The sequence below is a fragment of the Kosakonia sp. HypNH10 genome (assembly GCF_029850615.1).
Lineage (GTDB): Bacteria > Pseudomonadota > Gammaproteobacteria > Enterobacterales > Enterobacteriaceae > Kosakonia > Kosakonia cowanii.
This window is the reverse complement of sequence record NZ_JAOTIU010000014.1, coordinates 1-15,558: the sequence shown is the minus strand read 5'-3', so window position 1 is coordinate 15,558 and position 15,558 is coordinate 1. Positions and strand designations below refer to the sequence as shown.

General features: G+C 52.0%; 23 protein-coding genes. 17 read left to right on the top strand and 6 right to left on the bottom strand.

The window, feature by feature from the left end; all coding sequences use genetic code 11:
- Window positions 1-2: 2 nt before the first annotated feature.
- The 11 genes from rplO (at window position 3) to N7V53_RS22035 (ending at window position 6,145) form a co-directional block, all read left to right on the top strand.
- Entirely contained in the window at window positions 3-437 is a 435-nt protein-coding gene (gene rplO / locus N7V53_RS22085; protein WP_023479414.1) for a 50S ribosomal protein L15, read from the top strand.
- 7 nt (window positions 438-444) lie between these two features.
- Window positions 445-1,776: a preprotein translocase subunit SecY gene (gene secY / locus N7V53_RS22080; RefSeq protein WP_007369823.1), complete on the top strand. Its 1,332-nt coding sequence runs from the start codon at window positions 445-447 to the stop codon at window positions 1,774-1,776.
- A 30-nt stretch (window positions 1,777-1,806) separates the two neighbouring features.
- A complete protein-coding gene (gene rpmJ / locus N7V53_RS22075; RefSeq protein WP_000868187.1) occupies window positions 1,807-1,923 on the top strand; it encodes a 50S ribosomal protein L36 in 117 nt (38 codons plus the stop codon).
- Window positions 1,924-2,069: 146 nt separating this feature from the next.
- Window positions 2,070-2,426 (top strand): 30S ribosomal protein S13, encoded by a 357-nt coding sequence (gene rpsM, locus N7V53_RS22070; RefSeq protein ID WP_023479435.1) that lies wholly within the window; start codon window positions 2,070-2,072, stop codon window positions 2,424-2,426.
- Between the two features lie 16 nt (window positions 2,427-2,442).
- Entirely contained in the window at window positions 2,443-2,832 is a 390-nt protein-coding gene (gene rpsK, locus N7V53_RS22065; protein WP_002919257.1) for a 30S ribosomal protein S11, read from the top strand.
- A gap of 32 nt (window positions 2,833-2,864) precedes the next feature.
- Window positions 2,865-3,485, top strand: coding sequence for a 30S ribosomal protein S4 (gene rpsD / locus N7V53_RS22060; RefSeq protein ID WP_000135224.1), 621 nt, complete (start codon window positions 2,865-2,867; stop codon window positions 3,483-3,485).
- 25 nt (window positions 3,486-3,510) lie between these two features.
- The gene (gene rpoA / locus N7V53_RS22055; protein ID WP_023479415.1) at window positions 3,511-4,500 is read left to right on the top strand and encodes a DNA-directed RNA polymerase subunit alpha; all 990 of its coding nucleotides are present in this window, start codon (window positions 3,511-3,513) and stop codon (window positions 4,498-4,500) included.
- A gap of 40 nt (window positions 4,501-4,540) precedes the next feature.
- Window positions 4,541-4,927, top strand: coding sequence for a 50S ribosomal protein L17 (rplQ, locus tag N7V53_RS22050; RefSeq protein WP_023479432.1), 387 nt, complete (start codon window positions 4,541-4,543; stop codon window positions 4,925-4,927).
- 105 nt (window positions 4,928-5,032) lie between these two features.
- Window positions 5,033-5,401, top strand: coding sequence for a DUF1992 domain-containing protein (locus tag N7V53_RS22045; protein WP_279794952.1), 369 nt, complete (start codon window positions 5,033-5,035; stop codon window positions 5,399-5,401).
- A gap of 2 nt (window positions 5,402-5,403) precedes the next feature.
- Entirely contained in the window at window positions 5,404-5,835 is a 432-nt protein-coding gene (gene zntR, locus N7V53_RS22040) for a Zn(2+)-responsive transcriptional regulator (RefSeq protein WP_023479405.1), read from the top strand.
- A 58-nt stretch (window positions 5,836-5,893) separates the two neighbouring features.
- Window positions 5,894-6,145: a ribosome alternative rescue factor ArfA gene (locus N7V53_RS22035; protein WP_023479424.1), complete on the top strand. Its 252-nt coding sequence runs from the start codon at window positions 5,894-5,896 to the stop codon at window positions 6,143-6,145.
- On the opposite strand, the gene mscL is transcribed toward N7V53_RS22035, so the two are convergent.
- The 5 genes from mscL to def all read right to left on the bottom strand — a co-directional run bounded on the left by mscL (window position 6,099) and on the right by def (window position 10,870).
- Window positions 6,099-6,512, bottom strand: a complete 414-nt coding sequence (gene mscL / locus N7V53_RS22030) for a large-conductance mechanosensitive channel protein MscL (RefSeq protein WP_023479411.1) — start codon at window positions 6,510-6,512, stop codon at window positions 6,099-6,101. The two genes, N7V53_RS22035 and mscL, sit on opposite strands and share 47 nt — an antisense overlap.
- Window positions 6,513-6,655: 143 nt before the next feature.
- Window positions 6,656-8,032, bottom strand: coding sequence for a Trk system potassium transporter TrkA (trkA, locus tag N7V53_RS22025; protein WP_023479428.1), 1,377 nt, complete (start codon window positions 8,030-8,032; stop codon window positions 6,656-6,658).
- Window positions 8,033-8,054: 22 nt separating this feature from the next.
- Window positions 8,055-9,344 carry a 16S rRNA (cytosine(967)-C(5))-methyltransferase RsmB gene (rsmB, locus tag N7V53_RS22020; RefSeq protein WP_279794950.1) on the bottom strand — a complete coding sequence of 430 codons (1,290 nt, stop codon included), beginning with the start codon at window positions 9,342-9,344 and terminating at the stop codon, window positions 8,055-8,057.
- Between the two features lie 47 nt (window positions 9,345-9,391).
- The gene (fmt, locus tag N7V53_RS22015) at window positions 9,392-10,339 is read right to left on the bottom strand and encodes a methionyl-tRNA formyltransferase (RefSeq protein ID WP_279794949.1); all 948 of its coding nucleotides are present in this window, start codon (window positions 10,337-10,339) and stop codon (window positions 9,392-9,394) included.
- Between the two features lie 21 nt (window positions 10,340-10,360).
- The gene (gene def, locus N7V53_RS22010; protein WP_023479413.1) at window positions 10,361-10,870 is read right to left on the bottom strand and encodes a peptide deformylase; all 510 of its coding nucleotides are present in this window, start codon (window positions 10,868-10,870) and stop codon (window positions 10,361-10,363) included.
- A gap of 129 nt (window positions 10,871-10,999) precedes the next feature.
- Here def and dprA point away from each other — a divergent pair, with 129 nt between their 5' ends.
- The 6 genes from dprA to N7V53_RS21980 are packed head-to-tail and all read left to right on the top strand — an operon-like array spanning window position 11,000 to window position 14,792.
- Complete coding sequence (gene dprA / locus N7V53_RS22005) at window positions 11,000-12,124, top strand: DNA-protecting protein DprA (protein WP_279794948.1); 1,125 nt, start codon at window positions 11,000-11,002, stop codon at window positions 12,122-12,124.
- Complete coding sequence (smg, locus tag N7V53_RS22000; protein ID WP_023479416.1) at window positions 12,096-12,569, top strand: DUF494 family protein Smg; 474 nt, start codon at window positions 12,096-12,098, stop codon at window positions 12,567-12,569. Before dprA ends, smg begins: the two co-directional genes overlap by 29 nt.
- A gap of 26 nt (window positions 12,570-12,595) precedes the next feature.
- The gene (locus N7V53_RS21995) at window positions 12,596-13,138 is read left to right on the top strand and encodes a topoisomerase DNA-binding C4 zinc finger domain-containing protein (RefSeq protein ID WP_124967151.1); all 543 of its coding nucleotides are present in this window, start codon (window positions 12,596-12,598) and stop codon (window positions 13,136-13,138) included.
- A gap of 4 nt (window positions 13,139-13,142) precedes the next feature.
- Entirely contained in the window at window positions 13,143-13,715 is a 573-nt protein-coding gene (gene tsaC, locus N7V53_RS21990; protein ID WP_279794947.1) for an L-threonylcarbamoyladenylate synthase type 1 TsaC, read from the top strand.
- Window positions 13,716-13,719: 4 nt separating this feature from the next.
- A complete protein-coding gene (aroE, locus tag N7V53_RS21985; RefSeq protein ID WP_279794945.1) occupies window positions 13,720-14,538 on the top strand; it encodes a shikimate dehydrogenase in 819 nt (272 codons plus the stop codon).
- Complete coding sequence (locus N7V53_RS21980) at window positions 14,535-14,792, top strand: DUF1488 domain-containing protein (RefSeq protein WP_279794944.1); 258 nt, start codon at window positions 14,535-14,537, stop codon at window positions 14,790-14,792. The genes aroE and N7V53_RS21980 overlap by 4 nt, the downstream gene beginning before the upstream one ends.
- Here the strand turns inward: N7V53_RS21980 and N7V53_RS21975 are convergent.
- Window positions 14,768-15,322, bottom strand: a complete 555-nt coding sequence (locus tag N7V53_RS21975) for a gamma carbonic anhydrase family protein (protein ID WP_124967155.1) — start codon at window positions 15,320-15,322, stop codon at window positions 14,768-14,770. The genes N7V53_RS21980 and N7V53_RS21975 overlap by 25 nt on opposite strands.
- Window positions 15,323-15,558: the final 236 nt, after the last annotated feature.

Here is a 15,558-nt window from a genome sequence, read left to right as displayed (position 1 = left end):
AGATGCGTTTAAATACTCTGTCTCCGGCCGAAGGCTCCAAAAAGGCGGGTAAACGCCTGGGTCGTGGTATCGGTTCTGGCCTCGGTAAAACCGGTGGTCGTGGTCACAAAGGTCAGAACTCTCGTTCTGGCGGTGGCGTACGTCGCGGTTTCGAGGGTGGTCAGATGCCTCTGTACCGTCGTCTGCCGAAATTCGGTTTCACTTCACGTAAAGCAATGATCACGGCAGAAGTTCGTCTGTCCGATCTGGCTAAAGTAGAAGGCGACGTAGTTGACCTGAACACGCTGAAAGCGGCTAACATTATCGGCATCCAGATCGAGTTCGCGAAAGTGATCCTGTCTGGTGAAGTATCTCGCCCGGTAACTGTTCGTGGCCTGCGTGTGACTAAAGGCGCTCGTGCTGCTATCGAAGCTGCTGGCGGTAAAATTGAGGAATAAGTAGCAGATGGCTAAGCAACCGGGATTAGATTTTCAAAGTGCCAAAGGTGGAATTGGCGAACTGAAACGCAGACTGCTGTTTGTTATCGGTGCGTTGATTGTGTTCCGTATTGGCTCTTTTATTCCGATCCCTGGTATTGATGCCGCTGTACTTGCCAAACTGCTTGAGCAACAGCGTGGCACCATCATTGAAATGTTTAACATGTTCTCTGGTGGTGCTCTCAGCCGTGCTTCTATCTTTGCACTGGGTATCATGCCGTATATTTCGGCATCTATTATTATCCAGCTGCTGACGGTCGTTCATCCGGCCCTGGCAGAGTTGAAGAAAGAAGGGGAGTCTGGCCGTCGTAAGATTAGCCAGTACACCCGTTACGGCACTCTGGTGTTGGCAATATTTCAGTCAATCGGTATTGCTACCGGTTTACCGAATATGCCTGGTATGCAGGGCCTGGTAATGAATCCAGGCTTTGCATTCTACTTCACCGCTGTTGTGAGTCTGGTCACAGGGACTATGTTCCTGATGTGGCTCGGCGAACAGATTACTGAACGTGGTATCGGCAACGGTATCTCGATCATTATCTTCGCCGGCATCGTGGCGGGTTTACCGCCAGCCATTGCCCATACTATTGAGCAAGCGCGTCAAGGCGACCTGCACTTCCTCCTGTTGCTGTTGGTTGCAGTATTAGTATTCGCAGTGACGTTCTTCGTTGTCTTCGTTGAGCGTGGTCAACGCCGCATTGTGGTGAACTACGCGAAGCGTCAGCAAGGTCGTCGTGTCTATGCTGCTCAGAGCACACATTTACCGCTGAAAGTGAATATGGCGGGGGTAATCCCGGCAATCTTCGCTTCCAGTATTATTCTGTTCCCGGCGACCATCGCGTCATGGTTCGGGGGCGGTACTGGTTGGAACTGGCTGACAACAATTTCGCTGTATTTGCAGCCTGGGCAACCGCTTTATGTGTTACTCTATGCGTCTGCAATCATCTTCTTCTGTTTCTTTTACACGGCGTTGGTTTTCAACCCGCGTGAAACAGCGGATAACCTGAAGAAGTCCGGTGCATTTGTACCAGGAATTCGTCCGGGAGAACAAACGGCGAAGTATATCGATAAAGTAATGACCCGCCTGACTTTGGTTGGTGCGCTTTATATTACTTTTATCTGCCTGATCCCGGAGTTCATGCGTGATGCGATGAAAGTACCGTTCTACTTCGGTGGGACCTCACTGCTTATCGTTGTTGTCGTGATTATGGACTTTATGGCTCAAGTGCAAACTCTGATGATGTCCAGTCAGTATGAGTCTGCATTGAAGAAGGCGAACCTGAAAGGCTACGGTCGATAAAGGTCGCTCGAGAAGTTACGGAGAGTAAAAATGAAAGTTCGTGCTTCCGTCAAGAAATTATGCCGTAACTGCAAAATCGTTAAGCGTGATGGCGTCATCCGCGTGATTTGCAGTGCCGAGCCGAAGCATAAACAGCGCCAAGGCTGATTATTTCGCATATTTTTCTTGCAAAGTTGGGTTGAGCTGGCTAGATTAGCCAGCCAATCTTTTGTATGTCTGTACGTTTCCATTTGAGTATCCTGAAAACGGGCTTTTCAGCATGGGGCGTGCAAATCAAATTATAGGAGTGCATAGTGGCCCGTATAGCAGGCATTAACATTCCTGATCAAAAACATGCCGTGATCGCATTAACTTCGATCTATGGCGTCGGCAAAACCCGCTCTCAAGCCATCCTGGCTGCTGCGGGCATCGCTGAGAATGTTAAGATCAGTGAGCTGTCTGAAGAACAAATCGACACGCTGCGTGACGAAGTTGCCAAATTTGTCGTTGAAGGTGATCTGCGCCGTGAAGTTAGCATGAGCATCAAGCGCCTGATGGATCTTGGTTGCTACCGCGGTTTGCGTCATCGTCGTGGTCTCCCGGTTCGCGGTCAGCGTACCAAGACCAACGCACGTACCCGTAAGGGTCCGCGCAAACCGATCAAGAAATAATCGGGGTGATTGAATAATGGCAAAGGCACCAATTCGTGCACGTAAACGTGTAAGAAAACAAGTCTCTGACGGCGTGGCTCATATCCATGCTTCTTTCAACAACACCATCGTTACTATTACTGATCGTCAGGGTAACGCACTGGGTTGGGCAACAGCCGGTGGTTCCGGTTTCCGTGGTTCTCGCAAATCCACTCCGTTCGCAGCTCAGGTTGCAGCAGAGCGTTGCGCTGAAGCCGTAAAAGAATACGGTATCAAGAATCTGGAAGTTATGGTTAAGGGACCGGGTCCGGGTCGCGAATCTACTATTCGTGCTCTGAACGCCGCTGGTTTCCGCATCACTAATATTACTGATGTGACTCCGATCCCTCACAACGGTTGTCGTCCGCCGAAAAAACGTCGCGTATAACGCTCGTTTTCTAGGATTGTTGGAGAAAGAAAATGGCAAGATATTTGGGTCCTAAGCTCAAGCTGAGCCGTCGTGAGGGCACAGACCTGTTCCTTAAGTCTGGCGTTCGCGCGATCGATACCAAGTGTAAAATTGAACAAGCTCCTGGCCAGCACGGTGCGCGTAAACCGCGTCTGTCTGACTATGGTGTGCAGTTGCGTGAAAAGCAAAAAGTTCGCCGTATCTACGGTGTGCTGGAGCGTCAGTTCCGTAACTATTACAAAGAAGCAGCACGTCTGAAAGGCAACACCGGTGAAAACCTGTTGGCTCTGCTGGAAGGTCGTCTGGACAACGTTGTATACCGTATGGGCTTCGGCGCCACTCGTGCAGAAGCACGTCAGCTGGTTAGCCATAAAGCAATCATGGTAAACGGTCGTGTTGTTAACATCGCTTCTTATCAGGTTAGTCCGAATGACGTTGTTAGCATTCGTGAGAAAGCGAAAAAGCAGTCTCGCGTGAAAGCCGCTCTGGAGCTGGCTGAGCAGCGTGAAAAGCCAACCTGGCTGGAAGTTGATGCTGGCAAGATGGAAGGCACGTTCAAGCGTAAGCCGGAGCGTTCTGATCTGTCTGCGGACATTAACGAACACCTGATCGTCGAGCTTTACTCCAAGTAAAGCTTAGTACCAAAGAGAGGACACAATGCAGGGTTCTGTGACAGAGTTTCTAAAACCGCGCCTGGTAGATATCGAGCAAGTGAGTTCGACGCACGCCAAGGTGACCCTTGAGCCTTTAGAGCGTGGCTTTGGCCATACTCTGGGTAACGCACTGCGCCGTATTCTGCTCTCATCGATGCCGGGTTGCGCGGTGACTGAGGTTGAGATTGATGGTGTACTTCATGAGTACAGCACCAAAGAAGGCGTTCAGGAAGATATCCTTGAAATCCTGCTCAACCTGAAAGGGCTGGCGGTGAGAGTTCAGGGTAAAGATGAAGTTATTCTTACTCTGAGTAAATCTGGCATTGGCCCTGTGACCGCAGCCGACATTACCCACGACGGTGATGTCGAAATCGTCAAGCCGCAGCATGTGATCTGCCACCTGACCGATGAAAACGCATCTATCAATATGCGTATCAAAGTTCAGCGCGGTCGTGGTTACGTGCCGGCGTCTGCCCGAATTCATTCGGAAGAAGATGAGCGCCCGATCGGCCGTCTGCTGGTTGATGCGTGCTACAGCCCTGTAGAGCGAATTGCCTACAATGTTGAAGCAGCACGTGTGGAACAGCGTACCGACCTGGACAAGCTGGTCATCGAAATGGAAACCAACGGCACAATCGATCCTGAAGAGGCGATTCGTCGTGCGGCAACCATTCTGGCAGAACAACTTGAAGCTTTCGTTGATTTACGTGATGTACGTCAGCCGGAAGTTAAAGAAGAGAAACCAGAGTTCGATCCGATTCTGCTGCGCCCTGTTGACGATCTGGAATTGACTGTCCGCTCTGCTAACTGCCTCAAGGCAGAAGCTATCCACTATATCGGTGATCTGGTACAGCGTACCGAGGTTGAGTTGCTGAAAACGCCGAACCTGGGTAAAAAATCTCTTACCGAGATTAAAGACGTGCTGGCCTCACGTGGTCTGTCTCTGGGCATGCGCCTGGAAAACTGGCCGCCGGCAAGCATTGCTGACGAGTAACCGGATCACAGGTTAAGGTTTTACTGAGAAGGATAAGGTCATGCGCCATCGTAAGAGTGGTCGTCAACTGAACCGCAACAGCAGCCATCGCCAGGCCATGTTCCGTAACATGGCAGGCTCTCTGGTTCGTCATGAGATCATCAAGACGACCCTGCCGAAAGCGAAAGAGCTGCGTCGCGTAGTTGAGCCGCTGATTACACTTGCTAAGACTGACAGCGTTGCTAATCGTCGTCTGGCATTCGCCCGCACTCGTGATAACGAGATCGTGGCAAAACTGTTTAACGAACTGGGCCCGCGTTTCGCGAGCCGTGCCGGTGGTTACACTCGTATTCTTAAGTGTGGCTTCCGTGCAGGTGACAACGCTCCGATGGCTTACATCGAGCTGGTTGATCGCGCTGAATCGAAAGCAGAAGCTGCTGCAGAGTAATCTGTAGTAACGTAAAAAAACCCGCCTCGGCGGGTTTTTTTATTTCTACTCTCCCCCCACCCTTCTAAACTAAGCCTGTTCTTAAGTTCAACCCCGGAGGCCATCATGTGGTTACTTGATCAGTGGGCAGAACGGCATATCATTGATGCCCAACAAAAAGGTGAATTCGATAATCTTGCGGGTAGCGGTGAGCCGCTCACCCTTGATGACGATTCTCATGTTCCTCAGGATCTACGTGCAGGCTATCGATTATTAAAGAATGCCGGTTATCTTCCGCCAGAACTCGAAATGCGCAAAGAGGCGGTCGAACTTGTCGATCTGCTTAGCAGTGTTGAACACGATCCCCATCAGCGGCACGAACTTAACCGTCGCCTCGCCTTACTGGAACTTAAGCTGCGCCAGGCTGGCGTGAGTACCGATTTTCTTCATGGTGAGTACGCGGCCAAACTACAGCATAAAGTTAATCCGGAGTGATCATGTATCGTATTGGTGAAATTGCAAAGTTGGCCGACGTTACGCCGGACACTATTCGTTATTACGAAAAGCAGCAGATGATGGATCATGGAGGGCGCACCGAAGGTGGTTTTCGCCTCTATACCGATCACGATCTCAAACGCCTTAAGTTTATCCGCCATGCTCGTCAGCTCGGTTTTACGCTTGAGTCGATCCGCGAACTGTTATCGATCCGCGTCGATCCTGAGCATCATACTTGTCAGGAGTCGAAGAGCATCGTTCAGGCGCGGCTAAGTGAAGTTGAAGCGCGCATCGAAGAGATGCAGGCCATGCGGCGTTCACTACAGAAATTAAACGACGCTTGTTGCGGCACTGCCCACAGTAGTGTCTATTGTTCTATTCTTGAAGCACTTGAGCAGGGACCAGCTAACAATACAACCAATACCCGGAGTTGATCTTCTTCATCGCGAGGTCTACACTTCGGCCGTTTTACTACACAATCTGGAGAAATATATGAGTCGCTATCAGCACACTAAAGGGCAGATAAACGATAACGCCATTGAGGCACTTCTGCATGACCCGCTTTTTCGTCAGCGAGTTGAAAAGAATAAAAAAGGGAAAGGAAGTTATCTGCGGAAAAATAAACATGCAAAACGAGGCTTTCAGGAGGCCAGTGGCAAGCAAGCGAATCGCTTATTTACCACTGGCCTTCTTACTTTTAAACGCGGCTGTTTTGTTCTTTCAGCAGGTCGCGAATTTCACTGAGTAACACTTCTTCTTTGCTCGGAGCCGGCGGCGCTTTCGGCTCTTCAGCCTGTTTGCGTTTCAGCTTGTTGATCACTTTGATTGCCAGGAAGATCGCAAAAGCGACAATGATGAAGTCAAACACGTTCTGAATAAATACGCCGTAATGCATCACAACGGCAGGCACATCACCCTGTGCTTCACGCAGGGTAAGCGCGAACTGTTTAAAATCGATACCGCCAATCAACAATCCCAGCGGTGGCATAATGATATCGGCCACCAGTGAAGAGACGATTTTGCCGAAAGCCGCACCGATAATCACACCGACTGCCAAATCGACAACATTCCCACGCATCGCGAATTCGCGAAACTCTTTTAACATACTCATAATCTTCTCCATGTGCTTTGCGTCACACTAAGTCTAACAACATACCTAACAATTTCCATTTAGGTAAATAAAATAACGAGCCCTGTTAGTCCCTTACAATAAAGTGGAAATAAGAAGGGCGCTTAAACAAGCGCCCTGAAGGATTACAGGAAGAAGGGACTGGGCTGGAAGAGTCGCTCGACATCGGTGATGTATTTTTTGTCGGTCAAAAACATAATCACGTGGTCGCCTTGCTCAATGCGCAAATTATCATTGGCGATCATGACATCATCTCCACGAACTACCGCGCCGATGATCGTACCCGGCGGCAATTTGATCTCATCGATCACACGACCCACCACCCGAGATGTCGTTTCATCGCCGTGAGCCACCGCTTCGATCGCTTCGGCGACGCCGCGACGCAGAGAAGAAACGCCGACGATATCCGCTTTTCGCACATGGCTCAGCAGCGCAGAAATTGTCGCTTGCTGAGGAGAGATGGCGATATCGATAACGCTGCCCTGGACCAGGTCAACATAGGCCCGACGCTGGATCAGCACCATCACCTTTTTTGCGCCCATCCGTTTGGCCAGCATCGCTGACATAATGTTGGCTTCATCATCGTTCGTGACGGCGATAAAGAGATCCACTTGATCAATGTGCTCTTCAGCAAGCAGTTCTTGATCCGATGCATCTCCGTAAAAAACGATCGTATTTTGCAGTTTCTCGGCAAGTTCCGCAGCCCGCTGCTGATCGCGCTCGATCAGTTTGACGCTGTAATCCTTTTCAAGCTGATGCGCCAGTCCGGCACCGATATTCCCGCCACCGACCAGCATGATCCGTTTATAGGGTTTCTCCAGCCTTTGCAGCTCGCTCATTACCGCGCGAATATGCTGTGACGCGGCAATGAAGAAGACTTCGTCACCAGCCTCAACAATGGTCGAGCCCTGCGGGCGAATTGGCCGGTCGTGACGGAAAATCGCCGCCACTCGCGTATCAATGTGCGGCATATGCTCGCGCATCGTCGAAAGTGCATTTCCAACCAGCGGCCCGCCGTAATAGGCTTTTACGACCGCGAGGCTTACTTTGCCTTCAGCAAAATTGACCACCTGCAGTGCGCCCGGGTATTCAATCAGGCGATAGATGCTGTCGATAACCAGCTGTTCTGGCGCAATCAGATGATCGATAGGCACGGCTTCGGAATGAAATAACTTATCCGCATCCCGAACATAGTCCGGGGAGCGGATACGTGCGATGCGATTTGGCGTGTTAAACAGAGAAAACGCCACCTGGCAGGCAACCATATTGGTCTCATCGGAGCTTGTGACCGCAACCAGCATATCTGCATCATCGGCGCCCGCTTCGCGTAGCACGCGCGGGTGCGAACCGTGGCCCTGCACAACGCGTAGGTCGAACTTGTCCTGCAGGCTATGCAGGCGATCGCCATTGGTATCGACAACGGTGATGTCGTTATTTTCACCGACTAGGTTTTCAGCCAGCGTACCGCCGACCTGTCCCGCACCCAGAATAATTATCTTCATCTGCTGTGACCCGTTGTCTCTCTCACTGTTTGATTAGCTTAGCGTAAAAGAAGCCGTCGCCCTCTTCGGCACCTGGCAGCTTCTGCAGGCCTGGCTCCTCCGGTGTTCCGGTTTCGCTCAGCTGCGCATCCGGGGTTCGCTTCAGGAACGCTGCGACCTGATAACTATTCTCTTGCGGTAAAATCGAGCAGGTTGCGTAAACCAACGTACCGCCACTTTTCAAATGAGGCCAGATAGCATCAAGGATTTCTGCTTGTAGCTGTGCCAGCTCGGAGATATCACGATCGCGACGCAGCCATTTAATATCGGGATGGCGGCGAATAACGCCCGTGGCTGAACAGGGCGCATCAAGCAAAATACGGTCAAACTGTTCATCGCCGCACCACTGCGCAGGGAAGCGCCCATCACCCTGTTTAACCTCGGCTTTCATGCCGAGACGTTTCAGGTTGTCATAGACCCGTGACAAACGTTGTTCGTCGACATCAACTGCTAACACACTAGCCTGTGGTGCCGCCTCAAGAATGTGGGTGGTTTTACCGCCCGGCGCGGCGCACAGATCGAGAATACGCTCGCCATTCTGCGGTGCAAGGAAGGTAATGCAACCCTGTGCCGCTGCGTCCTGAACCGTTACCCAGCCTTCGCTGAACCCCGGCAGAGACATTACCGGCGCTGCATTTGCCAGGCGCACTGCGTCCGGGTAATCGGTGTGAGTGAAACCCTGCTGCCCGCTCTCTTCAAGCAGTGCCAGCCAGCCATCACGCGTATGGTGCTGGCAATTGACGCGTAGCCACATCGGCGGGCGTTGATTACTGGCTTCAATGATCTCTGACCACTGCTGCGGATAGGCTTGTTGCACACGCTTTAACAGCCATGCCGGGAAAAGGTAACGATTTTCGCTGTTGGCGAACTCTGCCAGAAGCTCTTCCTGCTGGCGCTGAAACTGACGCAGCACGCCGTTAATCAACCCTTTCAGCTGCGGGCGTTTAATGACCACCGCGCCTTCAACGGTTTCTGCCAGCGCCGCGTGGGCCGGAATGCGCGTATGCAACAGCTGGTATAACCCAACCATAATGAGATAGTGCACCGTCCGCTGCTTACCTGTCATTGGCCGTGACATCAGCTTATTAATAAGCCAGTCAAGCTGCGGCATGACGCGTAGCACGCCGAAGCAGAGCTCCTGCAGCAGCGCCTTATCTTTATCGGTCACTTTCTGTTGTAACGGCGGCAGGATATTGCTGAGCGATTGCCCTTGTTCAATAACCTGTTCAACTGCCTGCGCAGCCATGCTGCGTAAATTCATCTGTTTTTTCATAACCACAAAAATAAAAATGCCCGGCAGAACCGGGCTTAAATATGAGATCAGGCCAGACGGTTGCCTGGCACAAACCATTCCCGCCGCGAATTCAGCAGATCCTGCGCGCTCATCGCTTTTTTACCTGCGGGCTGCAGCGATTCAAGATTAAGTATGCCTTCTGCGGTTGCGACCTGAATCCCGGATTTCGATGCTTCAACAATCGTGCCGGGCTCAGCTTGCGTAGAAGAGGGAAGCACAGAGGCTTTCCATACTTTGATTGGCTGCTCATCAATCACAAACCAGCTCATCGGCCACGGATTGAATGCGCGAATGCAGCGCTCAAGTTGCTCTGCGCTCAACGACCAGTCCATACGCGCCTCGTCTTTGCTGAGCTTCTCTGCATAGGTGACCAGCTCTTCATCCTGGACTTGCGGCTGGGCTGTGCCTTGCGCCAGCTGCTGCAGCGTCTCAATAAGACCCTGCGGACCCAGCGCCGCCAGCTTATCGTAGAGCGTGGCGCTGGTATCTTCAGATGTTATCGGGCAGGCCAGTTTATAAAGCATGTCGCCCGTATCTAGACCCACATCCATCTGCATGATGGTGACGCCCGTTTGTGTGTCGCCGGCCCATAATGCTCGCTGAATCGGTGCCGCACCGCGCCAGCGCGGTAGCAAGGAACCATGCACATTGATGCAGCCAAGACGCGGCATATCGAGCACTGCTTTAGGCAAAATCAGCCCATAGGCGACGACGACCATCACATCAGCGTTCAAGTCGGCGACCAGCTGTTGGTTTTCCTGCTGCCGTAAGGAGGCCGGTTGAAACACGGGCAAGCCTTTCTCTTCCGCCAGCACTTTCACCGGGCTGGGCATCAGTTTTTTACCCCGGCCAGCAGGGCGATCGGGTTGGGTAAAGACCCCTACGATCTCGTGTTCAGAAGAGAGCAGCGCGTCAAGATGACGCGCTGCAAAATCAGGAGTGCCGGCAAAAATAATACGTAGAGAATCTGACACGTTTATCCTTTTCTGCCCGCCTTAAGCGCGGCCGTTCATACGATCCAGTTTTTCGACTTTCTGACGAATACGCTGGCGTTTCAGCGGAGACAGATAATCGATAAACAGTTTACCGACCAGATGATCCATTTCATGCTGAATACAAATGGCCAGCAGACCATCAGCTTCGAGTTCAAACGAATTGCCATTACGATCCAGCGCGCGGATTTTCACTTTTTCCGCTCGTGGAACAAGGGCGCGTTGTTCCGGAATAGAGAGGCAACCCTCTTCAATACCCGTTTCGCCGCTCTTTTCCAGCAATTCCGGGTTGATCAACACCAGTTGCTCATCGCGATTTTCTGACACATCAATCACGATAATTCGCTGATGAATATCAACCTGCGTCGCCGCGAGACCGATGCCCTCTTCGGCGTACATCGTTTCGAACATATCATCAACGATACGTTGAATATCCGCATTCACTTCTTTTACCGGATCGGCGACTTTGCGAAGCCGCTCGTCCGGAATATGTAACACATGCAAAACTGCCATAAATATCCAGAGTTGTGTTCAGTAGTTGTAAAGAATATGCCCTCTATTCTAGACAAATCCCCTGGCGATTGACAGCATCAGTGACCGATCGCAAGGATTGCCGATACGGCTTATGGCAGGGGAGAGGGAATGACATCCACGGAAATTTGGCTACGTCTGATACAGGTTGGCGACCTCTCTGGCGACAAGTGGCTGAGCATCGCGCAGCAACTGGAGATAAGCGGTGCTGTGACGGCTGCCGAGCTGCAGGTTTTAGGCTTGACGGTTGCGCAGACGCGCCGCTTTTTTTCCCTTTCAGCACGGGAACTCGATCGCTGTCTAAACTGGCTGGCGGACCCTCAACATCACATGATCGTGGCCAGCGATGCGGCTTATCCCGAACCGCTGCGCGCCATTGCTGATTATCCGGGCGCGCTGTTTGTTAAAGGTGATATTGCGGTTTTGAAATCCCAGCAATTAGCCGTCGTGGGTAGCCGTGCGCACTCCTGGTATGGCGAACGTTGGGGGCGTCTCTTTTGCGAATCGCTTGCGCGTGCAGGCTTAACCATTACCAGCGGAATGGCGCTGGGAATTGATAGCGTCGCCCATCGCGCCGCAATAAGCGTCGGCGGGAAAAGCATTGGCGTGCTGGGTAATGGGCTTTTTAGCCTTTATCCGCGCAGACACACTGCCCTTGCTTCCCAGTTGCTGGAGCAGGGTGGGGCGCTGGTCTCCGAGTTTCCACTATCGGCGACCCCGAAGCCGGGTCATTTTCCCCGTCGTAACCGGATTATTAGCGGTCTTAGCCGGGCAGTATTTGTGATCGAGGCCGCATTACGCAGCGGTTCGTTGGTGACGGCGCGGCTTGCGCTTGAGCAAGGGAGAGACGTTTTTGCATTACCGGGGGCCGTTGGTAGCCCTGGCAGCGAGGGGCCGCATTGGCTATTAAAGCAGGGCGCGACGCCCGTTACATCGGCTGAAGAGATCCTCGAACATTTGCAATATGGGCTAAATTGGGTGGCGGAAACGCACGAAAATGCAATTTATCCTCCAGAAGGCGAAAAGGCGGCATTGCCATTTCCTGAGCTCCTGGCTAACGTAGGAGATGAGGTAACACCTGTTGACGTCGTCGCTGAACGTGCCGGCCAACCTGTGCCAGTGGCAGCTGCTCAATTGCTTGAACTGGAGTTAGCAGGATGGATCGCAGCTGTACCCGGCGGCTATGTCCGATTGAGGAGGGCAAGCCATGTTCGACGTACTAATGTACTTGTTTGAGACTTACATCCATAACGAAGCTGAATTGCGTGTGGATCAGGACAAACTGGAACGGGATCTTACCGACGCCGGATTTGATCGTGAGGATATCTACAACGCGCTTATGTGGCTGGAAAAGCTGGCTGATTATCAGGAAGGCCTCGCCGAACCGATGCAGCTTGCTTCTGATCCACTCTCCTTACGCATCTATACCGCAGAAGAGAGTGAAAGGCTGGATGCCAGTTGCCGGGGATTCCTGTTATTCCTAGAGCAGATTCAGGTGCTAAACCTCGAAACACGGGAAATGGTGATTGAGCGTGCGCTGGCGCTGGATAACGCAGAGTTCGAGCTGGAAGATCTTAAATGGGTCATCCTGATGGTGCTCTTCAATATTCCAGGGTGTGAAAACGCCTACCAGCAAATGGAAGAATTACTCTTTGAAGTGAATGAAGGTATGCTGCATTAACTGTTTTTGCAGCTTCAAGAGTTGTTATGACCAAATCAGCACTATTTACTGTGCGTAATAATGAGCCCTGCCCACAATGCGGGGCTGAACTTGTCATTCGCTCCGGGAAACACGGTCCGTTTCTCGGATGCTCTCATTATCCGGAGTGCGATTATGTACGTCCCCTGAAAAGTCAGGCAGACGGCCATATCGTTAAAGTTCTGGATGGTCAATTGTGCCCGCTTTGTGGTGCCGAGTTGGTGCTACGGCAAGGGCGCTTCGGTATGTTTATCGGATGCAGTCAGTATCCGGCCTGCGAACACACCGAACTGATCGATAAGCCTGATGAAACGGCTATTAGTTGTCCGCAATGCCAGAGCGGGCATCTTGTCCAGCGTCGTTCGCGTTACGGCAAAACCTTCTACTCCTGCGATCGTTATCCTGATTGCCAGTTCGTCATCAATTCCAGACCGGTAGCGGGTGAGTGCCCGGAATGTCACTACCCGTTGCTGACAGAGAAGAAAACCGCGCAGGGCGTTAAATGTTTCTGTGCCAATAAACAATGTGGAAAGCTGCTCCCAGCGGAATAAACTCGTGAAGAATAACCTGCCAAAAGATCCCATCGCCACCATGGTGGCGATCCTGAAAAAAGAAGAAGTCATCGCTTATCCCACAGAAGCCGTTTTCGGCGTTGGTTGCGATCCGGACAGTGAAATCGCCGTACATCGCCTGCTTAAACTCAAGCAGCGGCCTGTCGAAAAAGGGTTGATACTGATTGCCGCTAATTTTGCGCAACTTAAACCCTATATTGATGACAGCATGCTTTCTGATACCCAACGTCAGGCAATTTTTGCCTGCTGGCCAGGTCCGGTGACATTTGTGTTTCCCGCAAAACCAACCACGCCGCGATGGCTAACTGGACGTTTTGATTCTCTTGCTGTGCGCGTCACCGACCATCCGCTGGTGGTTGAGCTGTGCGAAGCTTATGGCAAACCTCTGGTATCAACGAGTGCCAACTTATCCGGTCTGCCGCCGTGCAGAACAGCCCAGGAAGTTGTCGCTCAATTCGGACCAGATTTCCCGGTCGTCGATGTGCCGACTGGCGGCCGGCAGAATCCCTCCGAAATCCGTGATGCACTCACCGGTGAACTCTTCCGACAGGGGTAATAGCATGGAACCGTACGTCGTTTTTGGTAATCCTGTCGCGCACAGTAAGTCGCCGCTCATCCATCAACAGTTCGCCAGCCAGCTGCAAATCGATCACCCCTATGGGAAAGCACTCGCGCCTGTTGATGATTTTGTTAATACGCTAAATGCTTTTTTTGATAATGGAGGCAAGGGGGCGAATGTCACCGTGCCTTTTAAAGAAGAGGCTTTTGCGCGTGCGGATGAGCTGACGGAACGCGCTGCGCTGGCTGGGGCAGTTAACACCCTTAAACGACTCGATGATGGGCGCTTGCTCGGCGATAACACCGATGGCATCGGGCTCTTAAGCGATCTGCAACGCCTGGCATTTATCCGCCCCGGTTCGCGTGTTCTGCTGGTGGGCGCGGGTGGTGCGGCGCGCGGGGTGATTTTGCCCCTGCTATCACTCGATTGTGCTTTAACTATCACTAACCGTACCTGGTCTCGCGCACAAACCTTAGCTGAACTCTTTGCTCATACCGGCAGCGTACAGGCGGCGGAGATGGAGTCGCTTGCAGAGCGCGAATTTGATCTCATCATTAATGCGACTTCAAGCGGGATGGGAGGCGATATTCCGGCGCTACCGCAAGCAATTATTCGCCCGCAGACTTACTGCTACGACATGTTTTATCAGAAAGGCAGCACACCGTTCCTGGCCTGGTGCGAAAAGCTTGGCTCCGTGAACCGCGCAGACGGCCTCGGAATGCTGGTGGGGCAAGCGGCGCACGCTCTGTTTTTGTGGCATGGCGTATTGCCAGAAGTTGAACCTGTTATCGCAATGCTTAAACAGGAGCTGGCGAAATGAACCAGGCAATCCTGTTTCCCGATCGTGAAGAGTGGCATGATTCCACTCAGGCGATTGTTTTTCCCGCGCTGGTTAACGGCATGCAGATGATGTGTGCAATAAAGGGTTCAGTGCTGGCGCAGCGTTTCGGTGGCAATACGCCAGAAGATTACCTTTCGCTTTTTCGCCAGCATCGCTGGGATCTGGAAGAGGAGGCGGAGCAGTGCATCCGCCAACAAGAGGAAGACGATCAGGGCGTAATTTGGCTCTCCTGAGTAAGATACTCATCCTTCCATTTCACATAGTTATTTGCCGAGTACCTTAACCCTTCGATTTCAGCCTCCGTCAGGGGGCGAATCTGTTTTACCGGGCTGCCCAGATAAAGGTATCCGCTCTGCAGGCGCTTATTCTGTGGAACCAGGCTGCCCGCGCCAATCATGACCTCATCTTCAATCACGGCACCATCCAGCACAATAGATCCCATCCCGACCAGTACGCGATGACCGATGGTGCAGCCATGTAGCATCACTTTATGGCCGACAGTTACATCTTCTCCTATAAGCAGTGGATTACCTTCAGGGTTGTAAGAAGACTTATGCGTAACGTGCAGCACGCTGCCGTCCTGAATATTAGTGCGTGCGCCAATCTCTACATAATTGACGTCACCCCGAATGACAACCAGCGGCCAGATGCCAACATCCTCTGCCATTCTTACATCGCCAACGACGACGCTGGTGGGATCAACCATGACGCGTTGACCAATAGTTGGGAAAAGATCCTTATAAGGACGCAGTACAGTAGACATAACACCTCACTTCAATCGGGCCAGAGCTATCACTTTGATCGCCGGATCCGCCTTCTGCAACTGTTTTGTGGTGCATAAACTGCGCAGATCGCATGAGATCTCAGCGAAAAGGGCGAAAAAACAGCAGTCGGAAAAAAAGATCGCAAAAAGACTTGTGCTAAAAAATGGGATCCCTATAATGCGCCTCCGTTGACACGACAACGTGAATCACTTCACCAGATAGTCGCTTCAACGGC

What these genes read in the sequence shown, in the direction of transcription:
- rplO (WP_023479414.1), top strand. Translation starts at nt 3, where the DNA reads ATGCGTTTAAATACTCTGTCTCCGGCCGAAGGCTCCAAAAAGGCGGGT.
- secY (WP_007369823.1), top strand. Translation starts at nt 445, where the DNA reads ATGGCTAAGCAACCGGGATTAGATTTTCAAAGTGCCAAAGGTGGAATT.
- rpmJ (WP_000868187.1), top strand. Translation starts at nt 1,807, where the DNA reads ATGAAAGTTCGTGCTTCCGTCAAGAAATTATGCCGTAACTGCAAAATC.
- rpsK (WP_002919257.1), top strand. Translation starts at nt 2,443, where the DNA reads ATGGCAAAGGCACCAATTCGTGCACGTAAACGTGTAAGAAAACAAGTC.
- rpsD (WP_000135224.1), top strand. Translation starts at nt 2,865, where the DNA reads ATGGCAAGATATTTGGGTCCTAAGCTCAAGCTGAGCCGTCGTGAGGGC.
- rpoA (WP_023479415.1), top strand. Translation starts at nt 3,511, where the DNA reads ATGCAGGGTTCTGTGACAGAGTTTCTAAAACCGCGCCTGGTAGATATC.
- rplQ (WP_023479432.1), top strand. Translation starts at nt 4,541, where the DNA reads ATGCGCCATCGTAAGAGTGGTCGTCAACTGAACCGCAACAGCAGCCAT.
- N7V53_RS22045 (WP_279794952.1), top strand. Translation starts at nt 5,033, where the DNA reads ATGTGGTTACTTGATCAGTGGGCAGAACGGCATATCATTGATGCCCAA.
- zntR (WP_023479405.1), top strand. Translation starts at nt 5,404, where the DNA reads ATGTATCGTATTGGTGAAATTGCAAAGTTGGCCGACGTTACGCCGGAC.
- N7V53_RS22035 (WP_023479424.1), top strand. Translation starts at nt 5,894, where the DNA reads ATGAGTCGCTATCAGCACACTAAAGGGCAGATAAACGATAACGCCATT.
- mscL (WP_023479411.1), bottom strand. Translation starts at nt 6,512, where the DNA reads ATGAGTATGTTAAAAGAGTTTCGCGAATTCGCGATGCGTGGGAATGTT.
- trkA (WP_023479428.1), bottom strand. Translation starts at nt 8,032, where the DNA reads ATGAAGATAATTATTCTGGGTGCGGGACAGGTCGGCGGTACGCTGGCT.
- rsmB (WP_279794950.1), bottom strand. Translation starts at nt 9,344, where the DNA reads ATGAAAAAACAGATGAATTTACGCAGCATGGCTGCGCAGGCAGTTGAA.
- def (WP_023479413.1), bottom strand. Translation starts at nt 10,870, where the DNA reads ATGGCAGTTTTGCATGTGTTACATATTCCGGACGAGCGGCTTCGCAAA.
- dprA (WP_279794948.1), top strand. Translation starts at nt 11,000, where the DNA reads ATGACATCCACGGAAATTTGGCTACGTCTGATACAGGTTGGCGACCTC.
- smg (WP_023479416.1), top strand. Translation starts at nt 12,096, where the DNA reads ATGTTCGACGTACTAATGTACTTGTTTGAGACTTACATCCATAACGAA.
- N7V53_RS21995 (WP_124967151.1), top strand. Translation starts at nt 12,596, where the DNA reads ATGACCAAATCAGCACTATTTACTGTGCGTAATAATGAGCCCTGCCCA.
- aroE (WP_279794945.1), top strand. Translation starts at nt 13,720, where the DNA reads ATGGAACCGTACGTCGTTTTTGGTAATCCTGTCGCGCACAGTAAGTCG.
- N7V53_RS21980 (WP_279794944.1), top strand. Translation starts at nt 14,535, where the DNA reads ATGAACCAGGCAATCCTGTTTCCCGATCGTGAAGAGTGGCATGATTCC.
- N7V53_RS21975 (WP_124967155.1), bottom strand. Translation starts at nt 15,322, where the DNA reads ATGTCTACTGTACTGCGTCCTTATAAGGATCTTTTCCCAACTATTGGT.